Here is a 15,645-nt window from a genome sequence, read left to right on the forward strand (position 1 = left end):
GAAGCTGCCGGACCCCGTGCAGGCCCAGGCGCCCGCCGCCTTCGCCGATGCGCGGACGCGGGAGGAGCAGATCCTGTCCAGCATCTGGGCCACCGTCTTGAAGAAGGAGTCCGTGGGCATCCACGACAACTTCTTCGCGCTCGGCGGTGACTCCATCCTCGGGCTGCAGATCATCTCCCGCGCCACCCAGCAGGGCCTGCGGCTGCGTCCGCGCCAGTTGTTCGAACACCAGACCATCGCCGACCTGGCGCGCGTGGCCTCCAGCACCCAGGTCATCAACGCCGAGCAGGGGCTCGTGACGGGCAGCGCGCCCCTCACCCCCATCCAGCATTGGTTCTTCGACCAGAACCGCGCCGGGCCGCAGCACTTCAACATGGCGGTGATGCTCGACGTGGAGCCAGGAATCGACCTGGCCGCGCTTCGCGGCGCGCTCGAAGCGGTGGAGCGCCACCACGACGCGCTCCGCTTCCGCTACCGCAAGGACGGTGACGGCTGGACCCAGTTCCACGCGGAAGAGGCGGCGCTGACAGGCATTCCCCTGGACACGCTGGACGTGGACGGGAGCGAGCACGTGGAAGAGGCGCTCTCCGACCTCCACGAGTCCCTGGACCTGGAGCAGGGCCCGCTCATGCGCGCCGCCCTGCTGCGGCTGGGTGGGGACTCCGCGCGGCTCGCGCTGGTGGCCCACCACCTGGTCGTGGACGCCGTGTCGTGGGGCATCATCATCGAGGACCTGCTGACGGCGTACAGCCAGCTGTCGAATGGCCAGGAGGTCGGTCTCCCGCCGAAGACGACGTCCTTCCAGCACTGGGCGAAGCGGCTCGAAGCGTATGCGGCAACGCCCAACGCCCGGGCCGAGCTCGACGCCTGGCTCGCGACGGCGCAGCGAGACGACTCGCAGGACCTGCCGCTGAACGACCCACACGCCCCGGACACGGTGAGCGACGCGGGCACGCTCGTGACGTGGCTGGAGGCGGAGGAGACCCAGCTGCTGCTGAACGAGGTTCCGACGGCGTACGACGTCAAGGTCAACGAGGCCCTGATTGCCGCGCTCGCCCGGACGCTCACGGGCTGGTCCGGCAACAGCACCGTCCGAATCGACCTGGAAGGCCATGGACGCGAGTTCCTGTTCGAGGACGTGGACCTGAGCCGCACGGTGGGCTGGTTCACCGCGCTCTTCCCGCTCCGCCTGCACGTGGGTGCCCGGGAAAGCGTGCGTGAGACGCTGGCCCGCGCGAAGGACGCGCTGCGCCGGACGCCCCGTGGCGGCATCGGCTACGGCGTGCTCCGTGCGCTGTCGCCGGATGCGTCGATTCGTTCGCGGCTCGGCGCGATTCCGAACGCGGGCATCGTCTTCAACTACCTGGGACAGATGGGCGCCGTGCCAACGCAGGGCGTGGTGCGAGGCCGCGCCAAGGAGGGCCTGGGCCTGCTGCACGCGCCTGGCGCCACCCGGCCCCACCGCATCGAGCTCAACGCCGTGGTCGAAGCGGGTCAGCGCCTCCGCCTCGACTGGACCTTCGGCGCCAAGGTCTTCCACAAGGAGACCATCGAGCGGCTGAACGCGGAGTTCCACGCCAACGTGCGAGCGATGATTCGCGAGCGCGCGGAGCCCGCCGCGGCGGTCCGGGTGGCGTCTGACTTCCCGGCGGCGCGTCTGAGTGCCAAGGATTTGAAGCGCGTGCTCACGCTGACCAAGAAGCCGCGATGAGCCAGGTGGAAGGTGAGGGGCAGGACAGCGCCATGACGTCAGAAGAGTCGATCGAGGACATCTACGAGCTCGCCCCCATGCAGCACGGCATGCTCTTCCACGCGCTGATGGAGCCCGGCGCGGGCATGTACGTGGAGCAACTGAGCTGCGAGGTCCGGGGGGACCTGCCCATTGACCGTTGGAAGGAGGCCTGGCAGCACGTCCTCGCTCGGCACCCCATCCTGCGCTCGGGCTTCCTCTGGGAAGGCCTGGAGAAGCCGCTCCAGGTCGTCGCGGTGGAGGCCGAAGTCCCCTGGCGCATCGAGGACATCCGGCACGTGCCGGCGAACGCGCAGCAGCGATGGATTGACGACTTCCTGCGCGAGGACCGGCTCCAGGGCTTCGACATGGGCACGCCGCCTCTGATTCGCTGCGCGCTGATCCGGCTCGACGACGCGCGCCACCTGTTCGTGTGGACCTACCACCACCTGCTGCTGGACGGGTGGTGCTTCTCCATCGTCCTCCGCGAGGTGCTCGGTGCCTTCGAGGAGGGCGTCGCAGCGCTGCCGCCAGCCGCACGCCCCTACCGCGACTACATCGCCTGGCTCCAGGAGCAGGACCCCTCCCGCGCTGAGTCCTTCTGGCGCGAGCGGCTCCAGGGCTTCAAGCAACCCACGCCACTGCCCTTCATCGAGCGGCAGGACACCAGCGGACCGGCGGGCGATACGCAGCCGGAGGTCACCAAGCGGCTGTCGCCCGAGCTGACCGCGCGGCTCACGGGCTTCGCGAAGGCGCACCGGCTGACGCTCAACACGCTGGTCCAGGGTGCATGGGCGCTGGTCCTGGCGAGAGCGACAGGCACGGACGACGTCATCTTCGGTGTGACGGTCTCTGGCCGTCCCGCCGACCTTGCTGGTTCCGAGTCCATCGTCGGACTCTTCATCAACACCCTACCTCTGCGAGCGCGGCTGGACGGCACGGCGCCGGTCGCCACGTTCCTGTCGGGGCTTCAGGCTGAGCAAGGCGCCGTCGAGCCGTACAGCTACGCCTCGCTGGCGGACATCCAGCACTGGTCGGACGCGCCGAAGGACCGGCCGCTCTTCGAGAGCATCCTGGTGTTCGAGAACTATCCGCTCGACGCCTCGACGCTCCTGCCTCGCAGTGGCCTCACCATCAGCTCGGTCAACACGCACGACCGCATCAGCTACCCACTGGCGCTGATTGCCATCCCGGGCGAGTCGCTGGAGCTGCGTGTCATGTACGCCGCGGACGCGTTCTCCCGTCCGATGGCCGAGCGCATCGCGCGGTTGCTGGTAGCCGCGCTCGAGTCGCTGCCGGGCGCGAAGACGGTCGGCGATATCGACCTGATGGAGGAGACCGCTCAGCGCGTGCTGGCGGAGTGGGGCCAGCATCCCCGTGCCTACGACGTCACCCGGCCTGTGACGGCCCTGCTGAACGGGGCCGCGCCCGACGCGACCGCCGTGGTGGGCCCCGACGGCCAATCCATCAGCTACCGCGAACTCGACCGCCGCGCCGAGCGCGTGGCGCGGCACCTCCGTCAGTTGGGCGCCGGGCGGGAGCGCATCGTCGGCGTGTGCATTGGCAGGTCCGTGGAGATGGTGGTGTCCCTCCTGGGCGTGCTCAAGGCGGGAGCGGCCTACCTGCCCCTGGACCCCAACTATCCCGCTGAGCGGCTCGCCTACATCGTGGGCGATGCGGCGCCGGTCGCAATCCTCAACACGGGGGCGGACCCCATCGCGGACACGCGCGTTCCCCGGCTCGACATCTCCCGAGTCCTGAATGAGACGGACACGCCCGACGTCCCCACGAAGGAGCCGGTGCGGCTGGATGACCTGGCCTACGTCATCTACACCTCGGGTTCGACCGGCGCGCCCAAGGGCGTCCTGGTCACACACCGGAACCTGATGAACCTGGTGTCCTGGCACACGGAGACCTTCAGCCTCACGGCGAAGGACCGGATGACCCAGCTCGCCAGCATCGCGTTTGACGCCGCCGTCTGGGAAATCTGGCCGACGCTCGCTGCGGGCGCCACGCTGCACCTCGTCGCACCCGAGCTGTCCAGCGCGCCCGCCGACCTGGCGAACTGGCTGGTGGCGCAGCAGATCTCCATCAGCTTCCTGCCGACGGTCATCGCAGAGGCCGTGCTGGCCTTGCCGTGGCCTTCGCCGTGCGCGCTGCGCTTCGTGCTCACGGGCGGCGACCGGCTCCACGCCACACCGCCCGCGGGACTCCCGTTCCAGCTCGTCAACAACTACGGCCCCACCGAGACGACGGTGGTGGCGACATCCGGAACCGTCGCTCCGGATGGCAAACAAGGGCTGCCCTCCATCGGCCGGCCGGTCGCCAATGCCCGCATCTACATCCTCGACCGCCAGCGGCGGCCCGTCCTTCCGGGTGTCATCGGAGAGCTGTACATCGGCGGCGCAGGCGTCACCCGGGGCTACCTGAACCGGCCGGACTTGAACGCGGAGCGCTTCATTCCCGACCCGTTCGTGGGCGTGCCCGAAGCGCGCATGTACGCGAGCGGCGACTTCGCCCGGTTCCTCCCAGATGGAACCATCGCGTTCCACGGTCGCGCGGACCGTCAGGTCCAGATTCGCGGCGTGCGGGTGGAGCTTGGCGAAATCGAGGCCGCGCTGGCGGCCCATCCCGACGTGACCGCAGCGGCCGTGGTGAGCGAGGCGCAGCGGCAGAACGGTGACGTTCGGCTGATTGCGTTCGCGGCCAGCGACGTGGTGCCTCAGCCCGACGCGGCCGTGCTCACGCAGTATCTGGCGACGAAGCTCCCCACGGCCATCCTTCCCAGCCGGGTCATCGTCATCGACCGGCTTCCGCTGACGCCCAACGGGAAGGTCGACACCGCGGCGCTCGAAGCACGTGCCCTGGAGGCCCAGCCCCAGGTGGCTTCGGCCGCGCCGCGGACACCCCATGAGGAGATCCTCGCCGGCATCTGGAGCGCGGTGCTCGGCCAGGAGCGCGTGGGCATCCACGATGACTTCTTCGACCTCGGTGGGCATTCACTGAAGGCGACGCAGGTCATCGCGCGCACCCGCGAGGCCTTCGGCGTCGACATTCCCGTCCGAGCCATCTTCGAGCGCCGGACCATCGCGCAGCTCGCGGAGACGCTCTCTGGACAGGGCACGGCGGTCGAGCCCATCCCGCATGTGGAGCTGGCGGGAGACACGCCTGTCGCTCCGGGCCAGGAGAGCCTGTGGTTCATCGACGCGCTCGGAGGGGACAGCGCGGCGTACAACGTCCCGTTGGTGCTCCGGCTCCAGGGGACGCTCGATGGCAGCGCGCTCGCAAGGACGCTCCAGTTCCTGGTTGAACGCCATGAGGCGCTCCGGAGCACCTTCCACGACCGTGGAGGCACACCCGTCCTGCGAGTCCAGGCACCTGCCGCCTCCGTGCTCGTGAGCGAGGACGTCTCCCCTGCCCTCCTCGACGCACGCATCGCCGAGGAGGTCGCCGCGCCGTTCTCGCTGACGGACGGCCCGCTCTTCCGCGCGCGGCACTTCAGGCTCGCACCCGACAGTCACGTCCTGGTCCTCAACCAGCACCACATCATCGCGGACGCCTGGTCCGTCGGGGTCCTGCTGCGCGAGTTTTGCATCGTGTACGCGTCGCTGGTGAGCGGCACGGAGCCGGCCCTGCCCGCGTTGCCCATTCGCTACGCGGACTGGGCCGCATGGCAGCGGCAGCGGCTGGAATCAGGACGCCTGGACGAGAGCGTTGCCTTCTGGCGTGAAGCCTTGAAGGACGCCCCGCCCGTCCTTCCGCTTCCCACCGACCGTCCACGACCGGAACGGCAGCGGTTCCATGGAAAGACCCATGGCTTCGTGCTGGAAGCGCCGCTGGGCCAGCGGCTCGAAGCGCTCTCCCGGAGCTCGGGCGCCTCGCTGTTCATGACCCTGCTCGGCGCCTTCGCCGCGTACCTCGGGCGCATCAGCGGCCAGGAGGACGTGGTGATTGGCTCGCCTGTCGCCAACCGCGACCGGCACGAAACGGAGGGAGTGGTCGGGTACTTCCTCAACACGCTCGCGCTCCGCGTCGACCTGTCTGGAGACCCGACGTTCTCCGAGCTGTTGCTGCGCGTCCGCAAGATGGCGCTCGATGCCTACGCGCATCAGGATGTGCCCTTCGAGAAGCTGGTGGCCGCACTCGAGCTGCCGCGTGGACTTGCGCACAACCCGCTGTTCCAGGTGATGTTCGTCCTCCAGGGCCAGAGCGGTGGCGAGCTCCAGCTCCCCGATGTTCGCGCCGAGATTCAAGCGCCGGCGAGCTCGACGTCGAAGTTCGACCTCACCTTCTTCGTGGAGCCGCATGAGGGCGCGCTCGCCTGCAGCATCGAGTACGACACGGACCTCTTCGACGCGGACCGGATTGACCGGATGGCCGCGCACCTCGGCCGGCTGATCCAGGCCATCGCCGAGGAGCCCGAGCTCCACACCTCAGAGCTCCCGCTCTTGTCCAACGAGGAGCGGCGTCTGTACGCCGACCTCAACCGCACCGAGCGCAGGTACACCGGCCGCACCCTCCCCGAGCTGTTCGAGCGTCAGGCCCAGAAGACGCCCGACGTGGTCGCGCTGGAGCACCAGGGCGAGATGCGGACCTACCGCCAGCTCCATGAGGCGGCGGAAGCCCTGGCCGACCGGCTGGGCGCATTGGGCGTGGGCCCCGGGGTCCGGGTTTCCATCTGTCTGGACCGCTCCATCCATGCGCAAGTCGCCCTCCTCGCGGTCCTCAAGGCCGGTGGCGCCTATGTGCCGCTCGATCCGACGTACCCGCCTGAGCGCCTGCGCTACATGCTGGAGGACGCCAAGCCGCGCGTCCTGCTCACGGAGAAGAAGTACAGCGAGCTGCTCCCGTCACAGGGGCTGACGCAGGTCCTGCTGGATGACGCGGAGGCGCGTGCCACGAAGACACCGCGGCCCCGGGTGGAGCCGCATCATCTGGCCTACGTCCTCTACACGTCGGGCTCGACGGGCAAGCCCAAGGGCGTGGCCATGCCGCACCGGGCACTGGTCAACCTCATCGAGTGGCAGACCGAACACGCCCGCCCCCTGCGCACGCTCCAGTTCGCGCCGCTCAACTTCGATGTGTCGTTCCAGGAGACCTTCTCCACCTGGTGCTCGGGTGGCACGTTGGTCCTCATCGATGAAGGCACGCGACGCGACCCAGACGCGTTGGCCGACTTCCTCGATGCGGCGCGCGTCCAACGCCTCTTCCTGCCGGCCGTGGCGCTCCACCATCTGGCACAAGCCGCGCTGCGCACTGAGCATCGCGTGCCGGGGCTCGCGGAAGTCATCACCGCGGGAGACCAACTCCGCATCACCGACCCCATCCGCCGCTGGTTCCAGGAAGGTGGCAAGCGCCTTCACAACCACTACGGCCCCACTGAGTCGCATGTGGTGACGGCGCACGAACTGGAGGGTGACCCGCGGCACTGGCCTGGGCTGCCGTCCATCGGGCGGCCCATCGCCAACGCGGCGGTCCACGTGCTCGACGCGAACCAGCGTCCCGTCCCGGTGGGTGTGCCCGGAGAGCTCTATTTGGCGGGCACGTGCCTCGCCGACGGCTACCTGTCACGGCCGGACCTCACCGCCGAGCGCTTCGTCGACCTGCCCCTGTCTCCCCCCGTGCGGGCGTACCGGACCGGGGACCTTGGCCAGTTGACGGTGGGGGGGAGCATCGAGTTCCTCGGCCGCGCGGACGACCAGGTCAAGATTCGCGGCTTCCGTGTGGAGCCCGGCGAGATTGAGCGCGCCCTGTGTGCCCACCCCGATGTCCGCGATGCGGCGGTCATCGTCGACGGTGATGCCACGCGCGAGAAGCGGCTGGTGGCCTACGTCGTCCCGGAGACGGTGCCGTTGGCCGAGCTGCCCGACTTCCTCGCCAAGGACCTGCCCGAGTACATGGTTCCCGCGCTGTTCGTGCCGTTGCCCGAGCTGCCCCGGACGCCCAGTGGCAAGGTCGCGCGCCGTGCGCTCCCCGCCCCTGTAGCGCCAGTGCAAGCCGAGCGCCCATCGGAGCCGCCTCGCACGCCCACGGAGGCGACCGTGGCACGGGCCTTTGAGCAGGTCCTGGGACGCGGCGTTGTCGGACGGGACCAGGACTTCTTCCAACTGGGTGGGCACTCGCTGCTCGCGATGCAGGTCGTCGCGCGGATTCGCGGCGACGTGGACGGTGCGTTCCGCGTCTCCGACCTCTTCGAGAATCCGACCATCGCCTCCTTGAGCCAGGTGCTCGATGCCCGCCGGGGAAGCCAGACGCTGACGCTTGCCCGGATTGAACCGGCGCCCAAGGGCGCCGCCATTCCGCTGTCATTCTCCCAGGAGCGGCTCTGGTTCCTGGATCAGCTCTACCCCGGCACCGCGGCCTACAACCTGCCCATGGCGCTGCGGCTGACGGGCACATTGGATGTCAGCGCCTTCCAGGAAAGCCTGTCCGACATCGTCCGGCGGCACCCCGTGCTCGGGATGCGCTTCGTCGAGCGAGATGGCCGCGTGTGGCAAGAGCCGCGGGCGAACCAGGGCGTTCCGTTCGAGCAGGTCACCCTGGGAGAGACATCCCCTGAGGCGCTTCGCCTGCTCATCGCGGAGGAGGCCACGCGACCGTTCGACCTGACGAACGGCCCGCTGTTCCGCGCGAAGCTGTTCCGGCTCGACGAGGCGGCACACGTCGTCGTCGCGACGATGCATCACACCGTCGGTGACGGCTGGTCCATCAGCGTGCTCGTGCGTGAGCTCTCCCAGCTCTATGCCGGACGTGTCTCCGGCCAGCCGGTGACGCTGCCCGAGCTCCCCGTCGACTACCGGGACTTCGCGTACCAGCAGCGGCGGCACCTCCAGGGCGAGGTGCTGGAGCAGCGGCTCGGCCACTGGCGAAAGAAGCTTCATGGCGCGCCGTCGGCCCTGGACCTGCCCATGGACCGGCCTCGTCCTCCCCGGACGAGCATGCGCGGTGCCACCGAGCGCATCGCCCTGGGCAAGGCGCTGAGCGAGGCCATCGAGGCCCTGAGCCTGCGCACGGGTGGAACCAGCTTCATGGTCCTCATGGGCGGCTTCGCGGCCTACCTGGCGCGCATCACCGGGCAGGATGACATCGTCATCGGCACGCCCGTGGCCAACCGCGACCGCGCGGAGCTCGAGTCCCTGATTGGCTTCTTCGTCGGGACCCTGCCACTGCGCATCGACCTGTCCGCCAATCCGACCTTCGAGGAGCTCGTCGCGCGCGTCCGTGCCTCCGCGCTGGAGGCCTACGCGTACCAGGACGTTCCCCTGGAGAAGATTGTCGAGGCGCTCGGGGTCGAGCGGAACCTGAGCCACGCCCCGCTGTTCCAGGTGATGTTGATGCTGCAGAACACCCCGGAGGGCCACCTGAGCCTTCCGGAGCTGGCGCTGGAGCCCATCGACCTGGAGATCGAGAGCGCGAAGTTCGACCTCACCCTGAGCTTCGAGCCCACGCGCGAAGGGCTGTCCGGTGTCATCGAGTACAGCACGGACCTCTTCGACGCGGACCGCATCGGGCGGATGGTCGCCCACCTCCAGGTGCTCTTCGCCGACGCGGTGGCGCATCCGGAGAAGCGGCTGTCTGAGCTCGCGCTCCTCCCCGAGCAGGAGCGCGGCGTCGTCGCCGCGTTCACCCAGGGGCGCGTGGTGGCGCCCACCCGCCACGTCCCGGCCCACCGGTTCGTGGAGGAACACGCGGAGCGAACGCCGGATGCCATCGCGCTCGAACTGGGGCAGGAGCGGCTCACGTATGGCGAGCTGAACCGCCGGGCCAACCGCGCCGCGCACCAGCTCATCGCGATGGGCGCCGGCCCGGAGAAGCTGGTGGCCCTGGCCGTGCCTCGGTCGTTCGAGATGCTCATCGGCCTGCTCGCCATCTGGAAGGCGGGGGCGGCCTACGTCCCGCTCGACCTCTCGTACCCGAAGGATCGGCTCAACGGCATCCTGGAGGACTCGGGCGCCGCGCTCATGGTGAGCACCCATGCGGCGGAGCAGAAGTGGCGCGCGCCGCAGGTACGGACGCTCTGGCTGGACGAGCCCGCGGATGCCGCGCCCACCGGCAATCCCGACAGTGGCGTTCGCATGGAGAACGCCGCCTACGTCATCTACACCTCGGGCTCCACGGGCAGACCCAAGGGCGTGATTCTGGAGCACCGGGGGCTCGCGAACGTCATCGAGATGCAGCGGCACGAGCTGGGCGCTGACGCGAGCTGCGTCATGCTCCAGTTCTCCTCCATCTCCTTCGACGTCTCGGTCTGGGAAATCGTCATGGCCCTGACCAACGGGGGCCGGCTCGTGGTGGCCCCCGCGGACACGCTGCTCGCGGGCGACGAACTGGCCAAGGTGCTGCTGGCTCACGGCGTCACGCACATGGTGCTGCCTCCGACGTCGTATGCGGCCCTCCCCACCGACCGCGAGTACCCCTCGCTTCGCATGCTGACGTCCGCGGGAGAGGCCCTTCCGCCAGAGGTCGTCCACACATGGGCGCGGCCCGGCGTCCAGTTCGTCAACGCCTATGGCCCCACCGAGGTGTCCATCATCAGCACGCTCGGCCACTGCCGGCAGGACGACCCGGGTGCTCCGCCCATCGGGCGCCCCGCCCTCAACCTGGAGGGGTACGTCCTGGACCGCCACGGCGCACTGCTGCCCATTGGCGTCCCGGGCGAGCTGCACATCGGAGGCGTCGGTGTCGCCCGCGGTTACCTGAACCGCGAGGAGCTCACGCGCGAGAAGTTCATCCCGCATCCGTTCAAGCCCGACGCACGGCTGTACCGGAGCGGAGACCTGGTCCGCTGGCGCAAGGATGGCAACCTCGAGTACCTCGGGCGCATCGACCATCAGGTCAAGCTCCGTGGCTATCGCATCGAACTGGGTGAAATCGAAGCGGTGCTCGCCTCCTACCCCGGTGTGGCGAAGGCCGTGGCCAACGTTCATTCCGCGGGCGCGCAGGGGGGCGTGAAGGCCCTGATTGCCTACGTCGTCTCGGCCCAGCCCGTGGAGGTGCACGCGCTCCGCGAGTACGCCCGGAAGAAGCTCCCGGAGTTCATGGTGCCCGCGCAGTTCATCCACCTGGAGGAGCTGCCGTTGTCGTCCAGCGGCAAGGTGGACAAGCGACGTCTACCGCCGCCGCGCTTCGAGGCGTCCGCGAGCGAGACGCGCTTCGTGCCCCCGCGTACGCCCACCGAGCAGACGCTGGCCTCCCTGTGGGAGTCGCTCCTGGAGCGCCGTCCGATTGGCGCGGAGGACAACTTCTTCGACTTGGGCGGGCACTCGCTTCTGGCCGCGCAGGTCATGAGCCGCGTGCGGAGGACGTTCGGTGTCGACGTGCCCCTCTCCGCCATCTTCGAGCAGCCGACGCTGACGGCACTGGCGGCGGTGATTGCCGCCAAGGAGGCCGCACCCCAGCTTCCGCCGCTGGTCCGGCTGACGAGCCCCGGAGACCGACCCCTTTCGTTCGCGCAGGAGCGGCTGCGATTCCTCGCCGAGCTCGAAGGAGAGAGCGCGGCCTACAACATCCCCATCGCGTTCACGTTGCGCGGCTCGCTGGACGAGGCCGCGTTGCGACGGAGCCTCCAGCGCGTGCTGGAGCGCCATGAGGTCCTCCGGACGAACTTCCCGCTCGTCGACGGTCTGCCGGTGGCCCGGGTGGCCGACGCGGTGCTCACGCTGACCACAGAGGACCTCCGCCACGCTGGCGCGGCGAGCCTCGACCAGCGGCTGGCCGAGGAGTCCGCCCGACCCTTCGCACTGGACGTGGGCCCCGTGGTGCGCGTGCACCTGTTCAAGCGCGCGGACGACGAACACGTGCTCCTCGTGGCCATGCACCACATCGTGTCCGACGGCTGGTCCTTCGGCGTGATGATGCGTGAGTTCTCCGCGTTCTACGCCGCGGAGGTCCAGGGCGAGCCCCTGGCGCTTCCGGCCCTTCCGATCCAGTACACGGACTACGCGGCGTGGCAGCGGAGCTGGCTCGACGGCCAGGCCCGGGAGCATCAACTCGGCCATTGGCGCAAGGCGCTCGCGGGTGCGCCCGCCGTGCTGGACCTGCCGACTGACAGGCCCCGGCCCGCGGTCCGGAGTCACCGGGGTGCCACCGAGCCGCTGTCGTTGGCGCCCGACGTGGCCCAGGCCCTCACCTCGCTCTGCCGTGAACAAGGGGTGACGGCCTACATGGCATTGCTCGCCGCCTTTGGCGCCTACCTGGGCCGGGTGAGCGGGCAGGACGACGTGGTCATCGGTTCACCGTTCGCGGGCCGCCGCATCGCGGAGACGGAGCCGCTCATCGGGTTCTTCGTGAACTCGCTGCCCCTGCGCATCGACCTGGGCGGCGAGCCCACGTTCCTCGAGCTCCTCCAGCGCGTCCGCCGCCAGGTGCTCGACGCCCATGAGCACCAGGACGTCCCTTTCGAGAAGCTGGTCGAGGTGCTCAAGCCGGAGCGCGTGCTCGGAACCAGTCCGCTCTTCCAGGTGATGCTCGCGTACCAGCAGACGCACACCGCGAAGATGGCGCTGCCGGGCCTGGAGGTCACCCCGGTGGCCATCCCCAGTGGCGCCGCCAAGTTCGACCTCACCCTGACGCTGTCCGAGACGGCCCAGGGGTTCGAAGGCGTGCTGGAATACGACCGCGACCTCTTCGATGCATGGCGCATCCAGGCGATGGTGCGCCAGTTGACGGGCTTCATCACTCGGCTGGCCGCCGAACCGCGGTCGAAGGTCGTGGATGTCGACCTGATGGGCGCCGAGGAGCGTGCCCGGCTCACGCCTCGCGCACCGGAGGCGACACCGTCCCTTCCCGCCGTGCATGAGGTCATCGCGGCCCAGGCGGCGAAGACGCCGACGGCCATCGCCGTCGAGGCCGAGGACGGCACCCTCACCTACGCGGCCCTGGAGGCTCGCGCGAAGGCCGTTGCCCAGGCGCTGGTCCAGCGCGGCGTCACACCGGGAGCGCTGGTGGCCCTCGCCGTGGAACGCTCCGTGGGGATGATGGCGGGGCTGCTCGGCATCCTCAAGACGGGCGCGGCCTACGTCCCGCTCGACCCGGCCTACCCCCGCGAGCGGCTGACGTTCATGCTCGAGGACAGCGGCGCGCGGGTGGTCATCACGCAAGCGCACCTCACCTCGCGGTTCCCGGGGGCCGACGTGGTGGTGCTCGGGGATGACACCCTGGAGTCGTTCGAGCCGCGGAGCGGCGCGCTGGCGTACTGCCTGTTCACCTCCGGCTCGACGGGGCAGCCCAAGGGCGTGCTGATTGAGCATTCCGCCCTGGCCAATCACATGGCGTGGATGGCCGACGCCATGCCGCTGGGTCTCGAAGACCGGGTGCTCCAGCGCACGTCGCTCAGCTTCGACGCCTCGGTCTGGGAGCTGTTCGCCCCGCTGATGGTGGGTGCCCGGCTGGTGCTGGCGCCGCACGGCCTTGGCGCCGATACGGAGCACCTGGCCCGTGTGCTGCGCGAGCGCGACGTCTCCGTGCTCCAACTGGTGCCCTCGCTGCTGACGGCGCTGGTGGAGGAGCCCGGCTTCGCGAACCTCCCGGCGCTCCGGCGCGTGTGCGTGGGTGGAGAGCCCCTGCCCTCCGCGACCGTCGCCACGCTCTTCAGCCGTTCGAAGGCGGAGGTGTGGAACCTCTACGGACCGACCGAGGCGACCATCGATTCGCTGGCGCACCGGTGCCTGCCCGGACAGGTGGGCGCGCACGGCCCGACCGAGCCCATTGGCCTGCCCATCCATCGAATGGAAGCGCTCATCCTGGATGGCAGGCTTCGCCCTGTCCCGGAGGGTGTCCCCGGAGAGCTCTATCTCGCGGGGCCCGGCCTGGCGCGCGGCTACCTCAACCGCCCGGAGCTGACGCAGTCGCGCTTCATCGAACACGCCTTCCCCGGAGGCCCGACGCTGCGCATGTACAAGACGGGTGACGTGGTCCGCCGGCTGGCGGATGGCACGTTCCTGTTCGTGGGCCGCGCCGACCGGCAGGTGAAGCTGCGCGGGCATCGCATCGAGCTGGGCGAGGTCGAAGCCGCGATTGCCCGGCACCCGGCGGTGCGTGAAGCCGTCGCGCTGGTGCGCGGCACGGGTGGAGACTCCCGGCTGGTGGCCTTCGTGGTGCCCCATGCGTCCGCGCAGCGCCCCGAGCCCACCGAGCTCCGGAGCTTCGTCGAGCAGCAGCTCACGGCGAACATGGTGCCTGGGCAGTTCGTCCTCCTGGACGCGCTGCCGCTCGCACCCAACGGAAAGGTGGACACGCGGGCGCTGAGCGCGATGGAGCTCGCCGACGCGCGCGTCACCGCCCTGGAGGGCCTGCCGCGTGATGCCCTGGAGCTGGAGCTGGTCCGGCTCTTCGAGGAGGTGCTCGGGGTGCGCGCCGTGGGCATCCACGACAGCTTCTTCGACCTGGGCGGCCACTCACTGCTGGCGCTCAAGATGAAGCTCGCGGTGGAGAAGCGTCTGGGCCGCCCGCTTCCGCTGGTGTCCCTGTTCAGGAACCCGACGCCCGCGCAGCTCACGGCGGTCCTCCGGACCGAGAACGCGGCCGTCTCTCCGCTGGTGCCGCTCACCCCCGAGGCCCACGCACTCATGGCCGGCGCGACGAACGCGAACCGGACGCCGGTGCTCTACCTGGTGCCCGGTGGAGGCTCGACGCCGTTCTACCTGTTGTCCCTCGCCAGGCATCTGGAAGGCGTCGCCGTGTTCGGCCTCCAGCCCCAGGGCCTGGATGGCGACGTGCCACCACACGAGACGGTGGAGGCCATTGCCACGTGGTACGCGGACGCCATCCTGGCCCTGCAGCCCGAAGGTCCCTACTCGGTCGGTGGACACTCCATGGGCGGACACATCGCCTACGAGCTGGCCCAGGAGCTCAAGGCCCGCGGACGCGAGGTGGGCGTCGTCGCCATGCTGGATACCCTGGCGCCCTTCCCCGACGTCACCCGGCCGCAGGGCGAGGGCTGGGACACGGCGCAGTGGATGCTCCACCTCGCCGGCATCATGGAGGCGTTCTTCAACGTGAAGATCGACCTCGCCCTGCCCGAAGTGCGCGCCATGGGTGAAGCCGAGCGGCTCCAGTTCTTCGTCGCACGGCTCCAGGCCGCGGCGGTCCTCCCCGAAGGCGCGCAGCCCGTCCACGTGCAGGGCATCCTCAACGTGGCGCGGGCCCACGACGCCCTGAACTACCGGCCCCGCCGTGGACAACCGGTGCCCCTGGCGGTGTTCCGCGCGGAGGACCGCAGTGGCCCCAGCACGGCGGCGCTCGACGCGCTCGTGCAAGACGGCACGCTCGGCTGGCGCCAGTTGACGCAGCAGGCCTGCTCGGCCTACCCCGTCCCTGGCACCCACCTGTCGCTGCTCCGCGACCCGCACGCGGCGGTGCTCGCCCAGCACCTGCTCGCGCTCATCCCACGTCCGACACCCGCCCCATGAACGTCCACAACGTCCTGAAGCTCCTGCACCTCATCGCCGTCGTGGTGTTCCTGGGCGACATCGTCGTGACGGCCGTGTGGCGGTTGCTCGCGGACAGGACGCGCGAGCCCCGGGTGATTGTCTATGCCCTGCGACTGGTGCAGTTCACCGACAAGTACCTGCTGGTGCCCAGCGTCTTCGCGCTCGCCGCCACCGGCATGCTGCGCGCGCACCTCCAGGACATCCCCCTGTGGACAAACCCGGCGCTCGCCGCGGGACAGGTCTGCTTCATGCTGTGCGGCATCGTCTGGAGCCAGACGCTGCGCCCCATCCAGGCGCGGCAGCTGGCCATGGCCGAGGCGCTCGGCGACACCGGGGCCTCGTTCGACGACTACCTGCAGCTCACGCAGAAGTGGTTCCGCTGGGGCATCCTGGCCATGGCGCTCGCCTTTGGCTCCATGGCGCTGATGGTCCTCCACTGACACGCGAAAGGGAGCCCGCCCCGTTGGCGCGAGCTCCCTTCCTGGA

General features: G+C 69.7%; 3 protein-coding genes (1 of these 3 running past the window's edge). All 3 read left to right on the plus strand.

What is annotated here, in order from left to right:
• Tightly spaced (each overlapping or abutting the next), the 3 genes in view from QEG98_RS21545 to QEG98_RS21555 form a layout consistent with a single transcriptional unit that may run on beyond the window.
• Positions 1 to 1,711, plus strand: the final stretch of a protein-coding gene (locus QEG98_RS21545) for a non-ribosomal peptide synthetase (protein WP_316562642.1). It extends 7,436 nt beyond the left edge of the window; the window shows 1,711 of its 9,147 coding nt (coding positions 7,437-9,147); its start codon lies beyond the left edge, outside the window; the stop codon is at positions 1,709 to 1,711.
• Positions 1,708 to 15,138, plus strand: coding sequence for a non-ribosomal peptide synthetase (locus QEG98_RS21550; protein ID WP_316562643.1), 13,431 nt, complete (start codon positions 1,708 to 1,710; stop codon positions 15,136 to 15,138). Before QEG98_RS21545 ends, QEG98_RS21550 begins: the two co-directional genes overlap by 4 nt.
• Positions 15,135 to 15,599 carry a DUF2269 domain-containing protein gene (locus QEG98_RS21555; RefSeq protein WP_316562644.1) on the plus strand — a complete coding sequence of 155 codons (465 nt, stop codon included), beginning with the start codon at positions 15,135 to 15,137 and terminating at the stop codon, positions 15,597 to 15,599. Before QEG98_RS21550 ends, QEG98_RS21555 begins: the two co-directional genes overlap by 4 nt.
• Positions 15,600 to 15,645 lie beyond the last annotated feature (46 nt).

It is taken from the genome of Myxococcus sp. MxC21-1, assembly GCF_032612255.1.
Taxonomy (GTDB): Bacteria; Myxococcota; Myxococcia; order Myxococcales; family Myxococcaceae; genus Myxococcus; species Myxococcus virescens.